Consider the following 16,155-nt stretch of genomic DNA (forward strand, 5'->3'; position numbering starts at 1 on the left):
GAACCGTCGTCCACAATCCTTGCAAAGATAGGTCTGAATCTTTTGTCCAGTGGATTGGTCTTTGCCGTTCTTGACAACGTTCTTGACAACGTTCTTGACAACGTTCTTGACAACGTTCTTGACAACGTTCTTGACAACGTTCTTGACAATATGTGCACTCTCGCAATATACACAGTTCATGGCTCTGTAACCTAAAGGACACAAACATTATACCAATCACGGTGATTCAGGGCAGTGCCGAGGTAACGAGGGTTGGCAACAGTTTCGCCATCACTGTCGGTATAGAAGTGATTCAGTCCCACATCTATTCTGATAGCTTTACCAGTGGAAATAGTTTCCTCTTTCCGCTCCACGTTGATACAAAAGTGAGCGTATTACCCATCAGCACGACGCACAATTCTGATTCGTTTTATCTCACCTGGCGCATAAAAATGCAAGTCTCGACTACCGATTAACTTGAACTTTCCAGCAGCAAAACCATCTTTGAGTGTCAAACATCTTTTGTCGGTACAAATTTCCCAACCCGAAGTTTTATACTCAACGGATCGAGTATGTTTCTTGAACTGCGGGTATCCTTTTTTCCCTGGTTTCTTAGCTTTACAATTAGCAAAAAAACGTTGAATAGCAAAAATGGTACGTTCCGCCGAGGCTTGACGTGCCATCGAATTAAGTTTACCTGCCCATTCAAACTCTTTTGCCATGATGGCGCATTGTTTATATAGGTCTACTAACTTAACTCCTTGATTTTCTGTCCAATACTTTAGAGTTTTATTTCGGACAAATTGAGCTGTTCTGATCATCTCGTCGATGATCCGATATTGCTCTGCTTTGCCCTTTAACTTAAACTCTAATACTATCATGGGAATAGTTTACCACTTCTACAAATACTTTTACTTGCAAATCTGTACACTCAACAATTCTTCATAGTTTGACGAATTAAAGCCGTCCTATAAGGACGGGGCTTTAGACCCAATTATTTGGTAACTCGGCGTAAAAAAAAACGAAGTATGTTAAAAAAATAAGTGAATACAGAGAATGTTTCTACTGAGGCAACTCAATATATGGGCGCTATATTAACAGAAACCCAGTTTTTTAACACCAGTGCCTCCTGGAAGCTCCGAAAGTAGAAACCAGAAACCGGGTTTCTTAGGCAAGGTAAGAGCGTCCTAATTTACAAAAATTATCACATTAAATATCAATGCGGTGATCTCAAATCAGCCGCGAGTTAAGTTAGACTGAATTGTCAGTGCGTGAATTATTCACAGGTTAGCATCTATGCAGCTCAAACATTTGAATCAGCCTTCACAAGAACTCTCTACCTCTTGCGAGCATAACATCAAAGAGACTCAACCACCAAAGCCCAATTATTTCGGTCACATAGCCCGTTCCTTCCGCAACCTCAGTATTCACGACAAAATCTGCCGTGGCTACGCACTGGCTCTTTGTGTTGCTATTGGGGGAACGACTGTCGGGATGTTGGTGGGCACTCATTACTATCGAAAAACTAATAATCAAGTACACATCGATCGCGAAAGTCAGCTTTTAAATAAGTTGCAGGTGGCTTTGCTGCGGATACAAAACAGCCAAGAGTGGCTGATTTACGGGCTCGACAAGCCAGAAATATTTGACAGGAAATACCAAGAACTACAAAACAATATCTACAGTTTTAAATTTTCCCTATCAGAACTTAATAATCAGAAACACAGGGACGAACAGATAGAAGGTTTACAAAGTTTTAAACAAACTTACGGTTCGCTACTGTCTAATTACATTGACCAGCTAGAAGTAGTTAATAAAAAAATAAGTAATTTGCCCAAAAAAGCCGATCGAAAAAGTGTTAAACGCAAGTTGCTGTCTAACTTGGAGCGAGATAAAATTGGGTTGCAACTAGATAGGGCGGTCAATGATATAGCAGAAATTATCGATCGCGCCGCATTGCAAGAAGATGCAGGGCGGGAGGATCTGCTGCGAGCCCAGGCGCTGCGGGTGCAAATAATTTTGGGTAGCATGGCACTGTCGATCGTCGTTGCAGCACTGCTGGCGGGCTTCACCAGTCGGGCGATCGCCAAACCCCTCGCCGCTGTAACTAAAATCGCTCAGCGAGTGACTGAAGAATCTAATTTTCAGTTGCAAGTACCAGTTACCAGCACCGATGAAGTAGGAGTATTAGCAGCTTCCCTGAATCAACTGATTCAGAAAGTAAATCAGTTGCTCAAAGAATTGAAATCTGAACAAGAAAGCCAGATACTTCAAAATGAGAAAATGGCAACTTTGGGGCGGATGTTAGCCGGTGTTGCTCACGAAGTTAACAACCCAATCAATTTTATCTATGCCAATATCGATCCGGCCAGAAATTATGTTGAAGATATTTTAGATTTGCTCAAAACTTACGAAACAGAAATTTCCAACCCGCCTGCCGCAGTGCTGGCGAAAGGCGAAGAAATAGACATCGATTTTCTCAAAGAAGATTTGATCAAAATATTGGACTCAATGCAAGTAGGCGCTGAAAGAGCAAAAGCTATTATCTTAAGTTTGAAAGATTTTTCTCGCCTCGATGAGGCAGCCCCTCATCCCGTCGATTTGCACGCCTGCATAGACAGCAGTTTGCTGATTCTCAACAGCCGCATTAAACAAGGCATTGAAGTGGTGCGACATTACGGCAATATTCCGAATGTGGAAGGCTATATGGGTTTGCTTTACCAGGTATTTGTGAACCTTCTCAACAATGCACTAGATGCTGTGGAAGAGAAAGCAAAAATTGAGAAAGCCAGCTCAGCGGAGGCGAAAAAACAATCGGCTTCGGACTCACTCCAGGAAGCACCGAGTTTTTCGCCGAGGATTGTGATTGCTACAGAATACTTGGACGACGACTCAGTGGTAGTGCGAATTTCTGATAACGGTACGGGAATAGCACCAGAGAGTCAAGAAAAAATGTTTGAAACATTCTTTACTACTAAACCGAGAGGTGTAGGTACTGGTTTGGGATTGGCAATTGGTCGCGAAATTATCGTCAAGAAACACCGGGGGACAATTAACTTTTGGTCTGAGGTGGGAAGGGGGACGGAATTTGCGATCGCCCTGCCGATTAAGCATGAGGGTTTCAGGCAAAATACGCTCTTACAACCTCCAGTTGCTCGCGAATATAATTCCCTAGGCAACGAGAACGTGCCCACCAATCCCCAAAAAAGAGGAACTGTAAAAACTTAAAAATCCTCAGTTTTTATCCCTGTTTAAAAAACAATGCAACTGCCAGCAAGCTCCCCACTCTGATGTCCGAATTCATTCCCCATCTAAAATCTCAAATCTCAAATCTAAAAGGGTATGAGATTGCTTACTGAGTGGCTGTCGCTACCCCACCCACTGAGTGATCATACCAAAATAAAAACTATTTTCCATCATCTTGAAAAACAGGATTTGCTATAATTTAAAGTTGAGCAATCACTGTACGGAGCGAAAATTATGGGACTATTTGACCAAATTTTGAGCGCGATCGACAATCCCAACCAACAAGCAAACCCCAATCAGTTGGGCAACATTCTCGGTGCGGTAGAACAGTTGAGCAGCAACCAGGGCGTCAATACGGGCACGACTCAGCTAGCAATGTCGGTTTTGGGCGGATACGTGCGATCGGCATTACAAGACGTGCGATCGCAGTCAGGAGACGCACAAGCTCAACAAGTTGTCAACCAATTTAGCGGCACAAATCCCAATCCGCAAGCGGTACAGAGTTTGTTCGGCGCAGGCCAACTCACGCAGATAGTGAACGATATCGCCCACAGAACCGGTTTGAATAACGCCACAGTGCAGGCGATGATACCTGTTTTGGTGCCGCTCATACTGAATTTGCTACAAACCGGCGGCAACGCCCAAAATCCAGTCCAAGGCAGCAATCCCGTTTTGAATACATTTTTAGATTCAGATGGAGACGGTGATGTAGATATTACTGACGCCATGTCGATGGCAGGCCGCTTTTTGAATCAGCCCCGTTAATTTGGGAATTTTGTAACCGCAGATATCAGCGGATGGACACAGATGAACGCAGATAAAATTGTATCTGCGTTCCGAAGCGTTTATCTGCCGACCTCTGCGGTTAAAATTTCCTACTTTAACCCAAACCTAAATCAGTCACAGCACCGATACTGCTAGAAGAAACCAACTTAGCATATTTAGCCAAAACGCCCCTAGTATAGCGAGGTTTAGGAGGCTGCCAAAGAGCGCGCCGCTGCTCCAATTCTGCATCAGAAACATTGAGCTGCAACAAGCGATTTTGAGCATCAATCGTAATCGAATCGCCCTCTTTTACCAGAGCAATTGTCCCGCCAACTTGCGCCTCTGGTGCAACGTGACCGACAACCATGCCGTAAGTTCCGCCAGAGAAGCGGCCGTCAGTAATTAATCCTACAGAATCGCCCAAACCGGCGCCAATAATTGCCGAAGTTGGTGCTAACATTTCGCGCATTCCCGGCCCGCCTTTGGGCCCTTCGTAGCGGATGATAATCACATCTCCGGCTTGAATTTTGCCGGCTAAAATTGCATCCAAACAATCTTCTTCAGATTCAAATACCCGCGCCGGACCGGTAATTTGCGGTTTTTTAACGCCTGTAATTTTAGCAACTGCTCCTTCTGTTGCCAGATTTCCCCTGAGAATTGCTAAATGTCCTTGGGCGTACATCGGATTATTCCAAGGACGGATGACATCTTGGTCGGTGCGGGGTTCGGCGGGAATATCTGCTAACACTTCGGCAACAGTTTGACCGGTAATTGTCAGCGCGTCTCCGTGCAGCAAACCCTGTTCTAGCAGCATTTTCATTACTTGAGGAATGCCGCCGGCTTTGTGCAAATCGGTTGCTACGTATTTGCCGCTGGGTTTGAGGTCGCACAGCACTGGCACTTTTGCTCGAATAGTTTCAAAATCGTCGAGGGACAGTTCAACTCCGATCGCATTGGAAATGGCCAATAAATGCAGCACAGCGTTGGTTGAACCGCCGACTGCCATGATGACGGCGATCGCATTTTCAAAGGCCTTGCGTGTCAAAATCTGGCTCGGTAACAACTGTTTGCGGATCGCTTCCACCACAACTTTTGCAGATTCGGCAGCGCTGTCAGCTTTTTCGGCATCCTCAGCAGCCATTGTCGAAGAATAAGGCAAACTCATGCCCATCGCTTCAAAAGCGCTCGACATCGTATTTGCTGTAAACATTCCGCCGCAAGAACCCGCACCCGGACAAGCTTTGTGTTCCACTGCATTGAGTTCTGTTTCGTCAATTTTGCCCGCGCTGAATTGGCCGACTGCTTCAAAAGCGCTGACAACGGTTAAATCCCGTCCGTTGTGGTGTCCTGGTTTGATCGTGCCACCGTAAACAAAAATAGCAGGAATGTTCATGCGGGCGATCGCAATCATCGCCCCCGGCATATTTTTATCGCAACCGCCGACAGCCAGCAACCCGTCCATACTTTGGCCGTTGCAAACAGTTTCTATCGAATCCGCAATCACATCTCTCGACACCAGAGAATATTTCATCCCTTGAGTTCCCATCGAGATCCCGTCGCTGATAGTAATCGTACCGAACATCTGTGGCATGGCGCCTGCTTCCTTTGCACCCGCAATAGCCCGCAAAGCGAGCTCGTTCAATCCCATATTGCAGGGCGTAATCGTGCTGTACCCGTTGGCAATCCCCACAATCGGCTTAGTGAAATCGCCGTCACCAAAACCGACTGCCCGCAGCATTGCCCGGTTGGGCGCGCGCTGCACGCCCCCAGTCACAGCTTGGCTTCTCAAATTTTCAGGCATTTTAAAATTTCCTTTCTCTGTTGACAGTTGACAGTTGACAGTTGACAGTTGACAGTTGTTCAGTTGTCAACTGCCAGCTCGCCCCAAAACGGATACAAGTTTCCGATAATCGTCGTGGTGAGCCCATAATTTTAGACCAAATTTCCGGCTCCCAGATGAATCTGTGGAGCAAATCTAAAATCTCAAATCTACAATCGACTGACTCAGTGCCCAGTGCCGATAGTTTTACCCTATTGTTGATTTTCTCAGAAGCCTTGATATTTGTCAGGCCCTTTAGGAGCGAGTAGCACAGCATTGCCAGGAAAACAGTGCAAAGATTCTACAGATAGTACAGCGTGCAGAGTGAATACCGTAGTTATCTGGGATGATGTGGTAACACCCATCACTCTAACGTTTAAAAAAAATTGCGAGGCGAATGACATGGAGGCCGATCGAATTCTGAGGCAATATGCGGCCGGAGAAAGAAATTTTCGAGAGATTAACCTCGTCGGGGCAGACTTAAAAGGGGTAAACCTCAGCGAGGCTAACTTTACCCGATCGAATTTCCAAGACGCAAACCTCAAAGGCGCTAACCTGACGGGAGCGAACTTGCGCGAGGTGAAATTGGCAGGGGTGGACTTGACGGAAGCCAACCTCAGCGAAGCAAATCTCATCGGTACCGATTTGAGCCGTGCCAATCTCAGCGGGGCTAACCTTATGGGAGCCAACCTGCGCGGCTCAATGGCGAGAGAAGTCAACATGACCAAGGCTAATTTGACCGAAGCTAATTTGACCGAAGCCAACTTTACCGAAGCGAATTTGTTTGCGGCCAACTTAACCGACGCTAGCATGATTCGCATTAATTTGATGAAGGCAAATTTGAGTTGGTCAACTCTCAAAGCGGTAAACCTGACAAATGCCATCCTCAGCGAGTCGCTTTTAGAAAGAGCTAATCTGACTCAGGCAATTCTCAGCGGGGCGATGGTGAGCGGGGCCAACTTGGCTGGTGCAGACTTGCGCCAAGTAACGATGGTTGGAGCTAATCTCACCGACGCTAATCTGAGCAATGCTAATTTGAGAGTTGCTAATGTGAGTTGGTCAACGCTGGCAAGAGCTAATTTGAGCGGTGCTAATTTGTACCGGGCAAAGCTGTGCTGGTCTAATTTTAGCGGGGCGGTTTTGGTGGAAGCGGTTTTGATTGATGCTAATCTCAATCGAACTAACTTCCGCGATGCAGATTTGAGGCGGGCAATTATGCCCGATGGCACGACTAATGATTCTTAAAATTTGATTGTTGATTGTGGACTGTTGACTGTGGACTGTTGACTGTGGACTGTTGACTGTTAACTGTTAACTGTTAACTGTTGACTAATGACTACTGACTACTGACTAATGACTAATGAGTATCACTGAATTATTGATGTTGGGTGCGGCGGGAATTTTTGCGGGAATTCTAGCTGGATTTTTGGGTATCGGCGGCGGTACGGTGCTCGTGCCTTTGTTGGTGGCTCTCAATTACGCTCCGGTGGAAGCGGTTGCTACTAGCGGTTTGTCGATCGTCATTACAGCTATTTCTGGCAGCATCCAGAATTGGCGCATGGGCTACCTCAACTTGAGCCAAGTCGCAGGCATCGGATTTCCCGCCGTCATCACAGCACAAATCGGTGCTTATTTGGCGGGGATATTTCCGCCTTACTTGCTGTTACTTACTTTTGGGCTGTTGCTGTGGGTGAATATTTATTTGATTGAAGTTCGCAAGCGCCTGACAGCTAAGAAGAAAGCGGAAGCAGAACAAGGGGAACTAGGAGGAGAAGCCGGACAAGGAGACAATGCTCAATTACCAATTACCAATCACGAATTACCCAATAATTCAAATATTTTATTCAATCCAACTTTTGCTAAAATTGCCACCGGCAGTGCGGCGGGTTTATTAGCGGGTTTGTTCGGTGTAGGCGGCGGTGTAATTATGGTTCCGCTGCAAATTTTGCTGTTAGGAGAAAGCATTAAAACCGCAATTCAAACCAGCTTGGGCGTCATCGTCATCACGGCAATTTCGGCGACGGCGGGACACGCGGCGCGCGGGAATGTTTTGTGGGTTGTGGGGTTAATTCTGGGCGGCGGCGGTTTGTTGGGCGCGCAGGTGAGCACGCGGTTTTTGCCGAGATTGCCCGATCGTATTGTTAGTTTAGCTTTTCGATCGCTCTTGGCAGTGTTATCGATTTATGTTTTCTGGCAAGCTTGGCAAAAATTTAGTAACGGGTAATGGGTAATTGGTAAGGTGCGCGGCCCGGCGCACCCTACAAAAGACTGCGGGAAGATGCCCGCGCTGCACCCTACGAAAAACGAATAAGTAAGACTAATTTGCTGATAGTTTCTTCACGGCGCGAGTCAGACGCTGCAAATAAGGCTTGACAATTTCTTGATTTTGCCTCTGCAACTCGGACACTTGCTGCTGCAAATGCTGAATCTCGGTTTGCAGCATCCCTGCATCTATTGTGGGTCGATCGAGCAAGTCCTGCAATTGCTTGAGAGAACCTTGGATTTGATCCAAGTCTACTTCGTTCGATCGCTCCTGTAACTGAGCCGTAATAGTTTTAACTTCAGTTAACTGTTCGCCCATCAATAAAAATCGGACGTTGACATTTTCCCAATCATGCTCTCTGAGGGCGCTATTTTCCAAAATGCGGAGTTTTTGCTGCAAATCGGACAGTTGCGTGTGGAAATCCTGAGAATCTGCAGGCAGCGCCTGGGCTTGGCGTTCGAGGGAGGCTACGGCAGCTTGTACCTCGGCGATGACGCCGGATTCCAAGCCCAGGAGTTTTTGCTGCAAGTCGGAGACAGCGGTGTAGAGTTCCGCAGGTTCTCCAGGTAGTATCTGAACTTGCTGCGAGCGACGTTCTACTGCGGCTTGTACGTCTGTAATCGCAGAATTTGCCTTTTGTTGCATTTGTTGCTCGAAACGCTGGCGATTGGCGAGATTTAGCGAGAGTGCTGCGGTTAAGGGGGCGGCAGCGTAGACAATTTGGCCCGACAATCCTGCAGCAATCGTGCCAATAGCGGAACCAGCAACAGAGGCGTATTCTACCAATTCTAGCCAGTCCGGCTGGTTCGGGGCACTTCTGGAAGCTGGGAATGATGCTTTTTCAATCTTCTGCATAGCCTTTTAGTCGTAGTCGGATAGATGGCGATACCGACATGATAAAAGCGATCGGCAAATAAATCAGGGCTAGTGGTCAAAATTTCCTGATTGTGGTATTTTTATTTACCGAAAGCATCCAGGATACAAGCCCCCGACTTTATCCGTGGGGTCAATGCTTCAATTCTTTAATCTAAAATCTAAAATCTAAAATCTAAAATCGATTGACCTCCTGCCGCATACTTTCTGCCTTCAAAACGGCCAATCTCAGGTAAAATTCAGGATTAAGTCGATCGCTCAAAACACTTAACCGATAACCGTTAACCGCCGTCTGTCAGGAGTATACAGAAAATGGGTCTTAAGATTATTGAAAGCTACGATAGCAGTTTTGTCCTCGAACCCGATGCTAAAACTGCACTGTTCGGTTTATTAACCGGTGAAAGCTTTGTCAAACAAGTAGCGCTACAATTGCAATGCTCGCGCATTGAGTTTGCCGAGTTACTTTTTCAGCCAGTCCCTTACAGCAGCGAGACGCCGAAGGGAATGCCTGCGGAATTTGAAAAGTATCACGAATCGAGCGATTTTGCGATCGTCAACGTCCCGCCTAATTTCATGTTCCAAGCCAAAATATTTAAACCCAGCCGCCTCTGTGCAATCTATCGAGTTTTTAAGAGTTAGGTAAAGGCTGGTTAATCTGTGGTTAGATCTATAATCTAAAATCTAAAATCTAAAATCGGATGACAGAAGACATTCAATCTCTCGCCAGCTTAGAATTCATTCCCTACATAGACTCCGAGGGAAAATTGCCCGATTTTCTCCAGGGAAAAATCGGCGTTTACGCGATTTTTGACAGCGAGAAAGTGCTGCAATTTGTCGGCTATTCTCGCGACATTTACCTCAGCCTAAAACAGCATTTGGTACGCCAAACCCAATATTGCTACTGGCTGAAAGTCCAAACTATTGACAAGCCCAGCCGCACCATCCTAGAAAGCATTAGAGAAAGTTGGATTGCCGAAAACGGTTCCCAACCCCAAGGTAACGGTGCCGATGCTGGCAAGTGGAACGATCCCATCGACACCAAAACTGTAATGACTGCCCAAGAAACGGCAAATTATGAAGGTATCTTCGCCGATGAAATTGCAAAAGATAAATTGTTGAAAAATGTCGCGCGGCGCGTGGAAAATGAAATTTTTGCGCTGCTGAAAGCTCGCGGCGTAACTGAAGAAATCCGGTTTAATCCCAAGCTGAAAACTAGCGGATTGCTGGATTTAAAGTAAATACGCTCTCTGGTCAATTCCCCACAATCAGCCCCTGTTTGTAATGAGGAATTCTATCAAATCCCGTAGCATGGGAATTAATATTACCCACAGCTTTCGAGACTGCGCCGTGCCCATTGGTCTCAACTTAAGCTTTTAGTCCGCCAGTCCTCCCACTCACCCGGCAGTCCGCCAGGGAATGAATTCCCTGTCTAATAGCAAAAGTCCTCTAAAAGAGGACTGGATAATTTATTAGTCCTCTTTTAGAGGACTTTCGCTTTGAGGCAGGGGTTTCAACCCCTGACGGACTGACGGACTATCGGTTTTACCTTAAACAGATGCTCGCGTACAATCTATCTCATATATTCTCTGGGTCTGTTAAAGTTTAAAATGTTGAAATTTATTAAAATTTAACAGATATCGGAATCTGCACAATTAACTTGGTTCCTCGGCCCGGAGCAGAAATACAACTTATTTGACCTTGATGTTTTTCCACTACAATATCGTGACTGATTGCCAACCCTAATCCAATACCGCGGCCTACAGGCTTCGTAGTAAAAAATGGGTCAAATATCTGGTGGCGCACTTCCTCACTCATCCCACAACCGTTATCGGCAATGTGAATAACAACGGATTTATAGTTGTGAGTGGCTAATTTTGAATCTTGATTGTGCAGGGCCGATTCTGACTCACAACTTACGGAAGTGCTGATGGTAATTTTTCGGGGAGACGGTTGATTTTCCAGGGCATCAATAGCATTAGTTAACAGGTTCATGAACACCTGATTTAACTCACTGGCGTAACAGGTGACTCTGGGCAGTGGGCTGTAGTTTTTAATAACCTCTATCTCACCAGCTTTGTTTGTTCCCTTTAGCCGATGTTGCAAAATAACTAAAGTATTGTCAATGCCTTCATGAATATCGACTCGCTTGTACTTTTGTTCGCCAAGGCGGGTGAAGTTCCGCAAAGACGTCACAATTTCGCTAATCCGAGAAGCACCCTCTGTCATCGACTTCAGCAGTTTTGGATAATCCTCTGCGATGAATTCGGGTTGAACCTCATCTAATTCGCTGATAATTTCTGCAACGGGGTGCGGGTAGTAATGTCGGTACAATTCGAGGAGGCGAAGCAAATCTCGTGCATAGTCCGCCGCTAGAGCAATATTACCGTAGATAAAGCTGACGGGATTGTTGATTTCGTGAGCAATTCCTGCCGCTAGCTGACCTAAAGAAGCCATTTTTTCCTTCTGTATTAACTGAGCTTGAGTTTTCTTTAGTTCAGTTACGCTTTGTTCGAGTTGCTTGGCATAGGATTGTGTTTGCTGGAACAACTGGCGCTGCACGAGTTGATTTGAGACGCGGGCGATAACTTCTTGTTCGTGAAACGGTTTTGTGATATAATCTATACCACCAACTTCAAAGGCTTTGACTTTATCTAATACTTCATTCAAAGCACTGATAAAAATAATTGGAATGTCCTTGGTTGTGGGAGAAGCTTTCAATGCTTGGCAGACTTGGTAGCCGTCCATACCGGGCATCATGATGTCGAGCAAAATCAAGTCAGGAGGAGTTAACTCGATCGACCGCAGCGCTAGTTTGCCGTCGGGTGCGGTGCGTGTTTTGTACCCTTGCTGCGAGAGTATTTGAGCTAAAAGTTGCAAATTAGCCGGAATATCATCAACAATTAAAATATTCCCTTTTAAGACGGGAGTTGGTTCGTAATTCATATCTAGTTCGGTAAAATAACCTTTATAGGTTTGTAGTGAGTACGATCGTCCTAGCGGGTTTTATGAGGACGGTCATACTCACTACGAACCGGGTATAATATCATTTCTATTTCGTTTCGGGATGGATGAGAGCTAGTATTTGATTGAAATGAAACTCGTTAGCCAATGCGGCTAGGGCGCTAGCTAAAGCGTCATTGCGATCGCGAATTTGCTCAATTTGGATCAGAATTAACTCTAAATCGCACTCAATTGTGGCTTTCTCTAAAGCTGCCAGCCAATCTGCGGGTAAAGCTGCAAGAGTCTCTGGAGTCGGAGCCTCGATTTGAGTTGAATCGGGAACACTCTCCGGTTCACCGTAAATGTAACGCACTCCCAGATGTTTGTGCAGGGTGGCAAAAATTTCTGTATCTCGAAAGGGTTTGTGGATAAAGTCATCGCAATCATCTGATACAGTAACGGTTTTCGCTTCTTCCGCGTTACCGGCACTCACGGCAATAATTGCCGTAGCTTGACCTTTAACGGTGGCTTTAATGCGTTTGGTTGCTTCATGTCCATCCATCACGGGCATCCACATATCCATAAAAATTAAGTGTGGCTCAAAACTCGACCACATTTCAATAGCTTCCATGCCATTGCTGGCTTCTTCGAGTTCAAAGTTAAAGCCAGCGAGGAGTTTGATCAGCAGTTGGCGGTTGTCCGATCGATCGTCCACAATCAAAATACGATAGCGTGGCTGGTTGCGTTCCAGCGCTATCACCCGACGCGGTGGCTGTACGGGTTGAGTCGGGGGGGCATCAACGGCGGTGACGGGGATATCAAACGCGAAGGTGGTGCCGCGTCCTACTTCACTGCGTACAGTAATGATGCTGCCCATCAGCTTGATAAACTGTTGGCTGATAGCCAGCCCCAAGCCTGTTCCTTGCTGAGATTTTGTTCCTGTTTTGGTTTGCACAAAGGCTTGAAAAAGCTTATCTAACTCATCAGCAGCTATGCCGGCACCCGTGTCTTCTATTTCAAAATGTAATTGGTAATTACTGATGGGTAATTGCTGATTTTTACGGTCTATAAATGCACTTACTCTTAACCTAATTACTCCTTGTTTCGTAAATTTAATGGCGTTAGAAAGCAGATTAATCAAAACTTGGCGCAACTTAAGTTGATCGGTTTGCACGTATTCGGGAGTTTCGCTAGAGCAGTCAAATATTAACTGCAATTGTTGCTCCCGTGCCTGGAGTTGAAACATCTCTTCCACCTCGTTCAGCAGGCTGCTTAATTGAAATTTTGTTGGGTTGATTGTAATGCGTCCCGCCTCTATTTTGGCTAAATCTAATATTTGATTGATCAGAGCTAGCAAGTGTTCTCCGCTGCGGTTGATGATACGGATATTTTCCTGTTGTTCGCGAGTGAGGTTGGTAGAGCGCTGCATCAATTGGGAGAATCCCAGAATTGCGTTTAGCGGGGTGCGGAGTTCGTGGCTCATATTTGCCAGGAAAGTGCTTTTGGCAAGGTTGGCGGCTTCTGCGGCCCCGGCGGCTTGTTGGAGCTGTACTGCTTGCTTTTGAGTCGCTTCGAGCAATTGAGCTTGTTGTAAGGCGACTCCCAGTTGAGTGCTAATTTGCAGCCCAATATTGATTTCTGCTTCGCGCCAAGTGCGGGGTGCAGAATTTTGATAGCTGGCGAGCAAACCCCAAAGTTGACTGCCGCAAAATATGGGGAAAATAACGTAGGCTCTAGCTTGAAATTGCTCTAAAAGTTGCAGGTAGCAAGGACTCAAGCCAGCGCTGTATATGTCTTCAATTATGCGGTAAGGAACGCCTCTAGCATACATACCACCTTGATTTCTGTGTAGATAGGTATCCTGCACTGGTTCACCGGAGGCTTGCATAGTTTTGACGGTACAGCGAGAGTCTTCGACGAGAGTGTTTGGCACATTACAATTGTCGGGTTGTTGCATCAGAGATATCCAGCCCGGAGCCATTGACTCGGCAACAAATTCCCCGCTCCAATCAGGATTAAAGCGATAGATACCGACTCGATCGCATTTTAGGGTTTGTCGCAGTTCAGAGGTTGTGGTTTTGAATATTGTGTCAATATCTAAGGATTGGCGGATGCGATCGATCGATCGGGCGATGGCTTGTTCTCCCTGGGCGCTTTCTCGCAAAGCTGACTCGGCTTGTTTGCGCTCGCTAATATCCAAAACAGTGCCGAACAAACGGAGCAACTGCCCTTTTTCATCATAAACAGGTTTCCCTCGGACTTCAATGTAACTGAGGGAGCCATCTCTTCGGAGCAGCCGCAGATCGATTTCAAAGCTTTGCCCCGACATAGCTTGATCGCGCACCATTGCCAGATAGCGCGATCGATCTTCTGGATGAAAACGCTCGATTAATTGTTCGTTTGGCAGCGGTTTTTGAGTCGGATCGAGCTCATAAATGCGATAGAGTTCTTCACTCCAAGTGGTTGTTGCTGTGGCAATATCGTATTCCCAACTGCCAATACGGGCAATTTTTTGGGCTTCCAGCAGTCGGGATTCCGCCAACTGGCGATCGCTAATGTCGCGCGCTACCCAAACAGCGGAGCTATCGGAAAGTGGCGAAATTTTAGCAGCAAACCAAACTTCTTGGTTATTAATCGGGAGACTGTAATCAAAACTAATAGTTTGTTTGGTTTCCAATGCCTGTTTAACTTGAGCGAAATAAATCTCCTCGCTTTCCTCCTGAAAAAATTGTTCTATGAGGGAGTCGAGCTGATTCGTCTGATAGTTGTATTGAAAAATTCCCTTAGTGGGTATAATTTGGATGGTTTTTTCTTCATAGTCAAAAATCAATACAATATCTGTAATCGACTCAAATATTTTCACTACTTGCTCAGTAGAAGTGTAAAGTTTTTGTTCGAGCAATTTGCGCTCGGCAATTTCATATTGTAATAATTCGTTAGCACGAGCTAAGGCGCCGGTACGTTCGACCACTTCGGCTTCTAAAGTGTGATTGTAGTCAGTTAATATTTTTTCCCATTGTTTGCGCTGTGCGATGTTATAAAAAGCATTGATGGCATAAATAATATTTCCGCCTTCGTCAAAAATTGGTGTGGCGCGCACCTCAAAAGGAATAAATTTCCCATCTCGATGAAGTTCTACATCTTCAAGGAATACTGTTTCACCGCGCAGTGCTCGGAATGCGGGCAGTTCTTCCGTTGGATACGGCTGGTTTTGACGGTAGATTTGATAAACTTCTACTGCTTCTTCTAAATTCGAATCGGGGATAGTTTCTACGCCGAGCCAATGCTTGGCAGTTTGGTTGAAGTAAACGACTTTACCGGAGGCATCGTGGATAGATACTCCTGCAGGTATGGCTTCGATAAATTGCTTGAGTTGGCTCTCGCTCTGCGCTAAAGCTTCATTTAAAGATTTTTGGTCTGCAAAAGCCTGTTGCAGTTGCGCTGCCATAAAATTGAAGGAATTGGCGAGTTCTCCGACTTCATCGAAGCGTCTAATTTCTAAAGGTTGATCCCATTCGCCTTTTGCAACTTTTTTGGCGGCGGTATTCAAGCGCATAATTGGCTTTGTTACCCAACGGGAAGTCAACAATCCGATCGCGATCGCCAGCGGCAGTGTACCGGTTAATAACCACAATGTATTGCGCGTATTTGCTTGAATGCGAGCCATGAAATCAGACTCTGGCACCACCACCACAATCAACCAATCCAAGCCCCGGAAATCTCGATAGGGAGTGACACGGACAAACTGCCTATCGCCCTTGTTCGCCAAGGTAAATCGCTGGGTTGTTTGCAGCGTGCGGAAGTTGCCAAATCCGTTGGTGAGTTGTCGAGCAATATCTCGCGTTCGGGCATCCTTGCTGCTGGTGGCTAGCAATGGCGTCGGTTGCTTTTTTGTTGGCGTCACCAAGGGTGTTTCTAGTGTGGATGTGGCAATCAGATTGCCCGATCGATCCATAATAAAAGTTTGTCCTGAAGCCGAGAATTGCAGCCTAGCCAGAAAGGTATTGATTGCCGAGGGCCCATTATTATCGGTGAGGCGATCGCGGGTACGTTCTCCTACTTGTTCGATTAGCTGATGCGCTACATCCTCGACTGATTCCTGACTACTTTTGAAAGAAAGAAAGCCCACTAGCCCAACTACACTTACCGTTTGCAAAACAAAGGGAACAATCAGAACCCCTCGCAGGGGAAGCTTGCTGAAAAGTTTGGCGACTGGGCGGTTGAGGGGATAAATGGGCATGGATGTGAACCAATTGCGCTGATAATCCTA

Annotated in this window: 12 protein-coding genes; 7 read left to right on the top strand and 5 right to left on the bottom strand. The window is 46.0% G+C overall.

The genetic code is table 11. The features are described 5' to 3' along the window. Window positions 1-195 (top strand): hypothetical protein (locus tag QUB08_RS12885; protein WP_333225078.1); only part of this gene is annotated, 195 nt, incomplete at its 5' end. Window positions 196-374: 179 nt separating this feature from the next. On the opposite strand, the gene QUB08_RS12890 is transcribed toward QUB08_RS12885, so the two are convergent. Then, on the bottom strand, window positions 375-860 hold the full coding sequence (locus QUB08_RS12890) for a hypothetical protein (protein WP_333225079.1): 486 nt from the start codon (window positions 858-860) through the stop codon (window positions 375-377). 415 nt (window positions 861-1,275) lie between these two features. Between QUB08_RS12890 and QUB08_RS12895 the strand changes: the two genes are divergently transcribed. Then, window positions 1,276-3,207 carry an ATP-binding protein gene (locus tag QUB08_RS12895; RefSeq protein ID WP_333225080.1) on the top strand — a complete coding sequence of 644 codons (1,932 nt, stop codon included), beginning with the start codon at window positions 1,276-1,278 and terminating at the stop codon, window positions 3,205-3,207. A gap of 252 nt (window positions 3,208-3,459) precedes the next feature. Continuing rightward, the gene (locus QUB08_RS12900; protein ID WP_333225081.1) at window positions 3,460-3,990 is read left to right on the top strand and encodes a hypothetical protein; all 531 of its coding nucleotides are present in this window, start codon (window positions 3,460-3,462) and stop codon (window positions 3,988-3,990) included. Window positions 3,991-4,105: 115 nt separating this feature from the next. On the opposite strand, the gene ilvD is transcribed toward QUB08_RS12900, so the two are convergent. Continuing rightward, window positions 4,106-5,791: a dihydroxy-acid dehydratase gene (ilvD, locus tag QUB08_RS12905; protein ID WP_333225082.1), complete on the bottom strand. Its 1,686-nt coding sequence runs from the start codon at window positions 5,789-5,791 to the stop codon at window positions 4,106-4,108. A 420-nt stretch (window positions 5,792-6,211) separates the two neighbouring features. On the opposite strand from ilvD, the gene QUB08_RS12910 reads away from it, so the two are divergent. Together QUB08_RS12910 and QUB08_RS12915 are read left to right on the top strand one after the other, a co-directional pair. Beyond that, window positions 6,212-7,054 carry a pentapeptide repeat-containing protein gene (locus QUB08_RS12910; protein WP_333154369.1) on the top strand — a complete coding sequence of 281 codons (843 nt, stop codon included), beginning with the start codon at window positions 6,212-6,214 and terminating at the stop codon, window positions 7,052-7,054. Between the two features lie 115 nt (window positions 7,055-7,169). Continuing rightward, a complete protein-coding gene (locus QUB08_RS12915) occupies window positions 7,170-8,033 on the top strand; it encodes a sulfite exporter TauE/SafE family protein (protein WP_333225083.1) in 864 nt (287 codons plus the stop codon). A gap of 93 nt (window positions 8,034-8,126) precedes the next feature. On the opposite strand, the gene QUB08_RS12920 is transcribed toward QUB08_RS12915, so the two are convergent. Beyond that, window positions 8,127-8,927: a hypothetical protein gene (locus QUB08_RS12920; RefSeq protein WP_333225084.1), complete on the bottom strand. Its 801-nt coding sequence runs from the start codon at window positions 8,925-8,927 to the stop codon at window positions 8,127-8,129. 330 nt (window positions 8,928-9,257) lie between these two features. Here QUB08_RS12920 and QUB08_RS12925 point away from each other — a divergent pair, with 330 nt between their 5' ends. Continuing rightward, complete coding sequence (locus tag QUB08_RS12925) at window positions 9,258-9,584, top strand: hypothetical protein (RefSeq protein ID WP_333077206.1); 327 nt, start codon at window positions 9,258-9,260, stop codon at window positions 9,582-9,584. Window positions 9,585-9,643: 59 nt separating this feature from the next. Beyond that, on the top strand, window positions 9,644-10,183 hold the full coding sequence (locus tag QUB08_RS12930) for a GIY-YIG nuclease family protein (protein ID WP_333225085.1): 540 nt from the start codon (window positions 9,644-9,646) through the stop codon (window positions 10,181-10,183). Between the two features lie 382 nt (window positions 10,184-10,565). Here QUB08_RS12930 and QUB08_RS12935 read toward each other — a convergent pair whose 3' ends face one another. Further along, window positions 10,566-11,888, bottom strand: coding sequence for a response regulator (locus tag QUB08_RS12935; RefSeq protein WP_333225086.1), 1,323 nt, complete (start codon window positions 11,886-11,888; stop codon window positions 10,566-10,568). Window positions 11,889-11,994: 106 nt separating this feature from the next. Next, window positions 11,995-16,125 carry an ATP-binding protein gene (locus QUB08_RS12940; RefSeq protein WP_333225087.1) on the bottom strand — a complete coding sequence of 1,377 codons (4,131 nt, stop codon included), beginning with the start codon at window positions 16,123-16,125 and terminating at the stop codon, window positions 11,995-11,997. Window positions 16,126-16,155 lie beyond the last annotated feature (30 nt).

The sequence above is a fragment of the Microcoleus sp. BR0-C5 genome, assembly GCF_036705045.1.
Classification (GTDB): domain Bacteria; phylum Cyanobacteriota; class Cyanobacteriia; order Cyanobacteriales; family Microcoleaceae; genus Microcoleus.

Coding starts and splice junctions, on each gene's coding strand:
- QUB08_RS12890 (WP_333225079.1), bottom strand. CDS start 860: ATGATAGTATTAGAGTTTAAGTTAAAGGGCAAAGCAGAGCAATATCGG.
- QUB08_RS12895 (WP_333225080.1), top strand. CDS start 1,276: ATGCAGCTCAAACATTTGAATCAGCCTTCACAAGAACTCTCTACCTCT.
- QUB08_RS12900 (WP_333225081.1), top strand. CDS start 3,460: ATGGGACTATTTGACCAAATTTTGAGCGCGATCGACAATCCCAACCAA.
- ilvD (WP_333225082.1), bottom strand. CDS start 5,791: ATGCCTGAAAATTTGAGAAGCCAAGCTGTGACTGGGGGCGTGCAGCGC.
- QUB08_RS12910 (WP_333154369.1), top strand. CDS start 6,212: ATGGAGGCCGATCGAATTCTGAGGCAATATGCGGCCGGAGAAAGAAAT.
- QUB08_RS12915 (WP_333225083.1), top strand. CDS start 7,170: ATGAGTATCACTGAATTATTGATGTTGGGTGCGGCGGGAATTTTTGCG.
- QUB08_RS12920 (WP_333225084.1), bottom strand. CDS start 8,927: ATGCAGAAGATTGAAAAAGCATCATTCCCAGCTTCCAGAAGTGCCCCG.
- QUB08_RS12925 (WP_333077206.1), top strand. CDS start 9,258: ATGGGTCTTAAGATTATTGAAAGCTACGATAGCAGTTTTGTCCTCGAA.
- QUB08_RS12930 (WP_333225085.1), top strand. CDS start 9,644: ATGACAGAAGACATTCAATCTCTCGCCAGCTTAGAATTCATTCCCTAC.
- QUB08_RS12935 (WP_333225086.1), bottom strand. CDS start 11,888: ATGAATTACGAACCAACTCCCGTCTTAAAAGGGAATATTTTAATTGTT.
- QUB08_RS12940 (WP_333225087.1), bottom strand. CDS start 16,125: ATGCCCATTTATCCCCTCAACCGCCCAGTCGCCAAACTTTTCAGCAAG.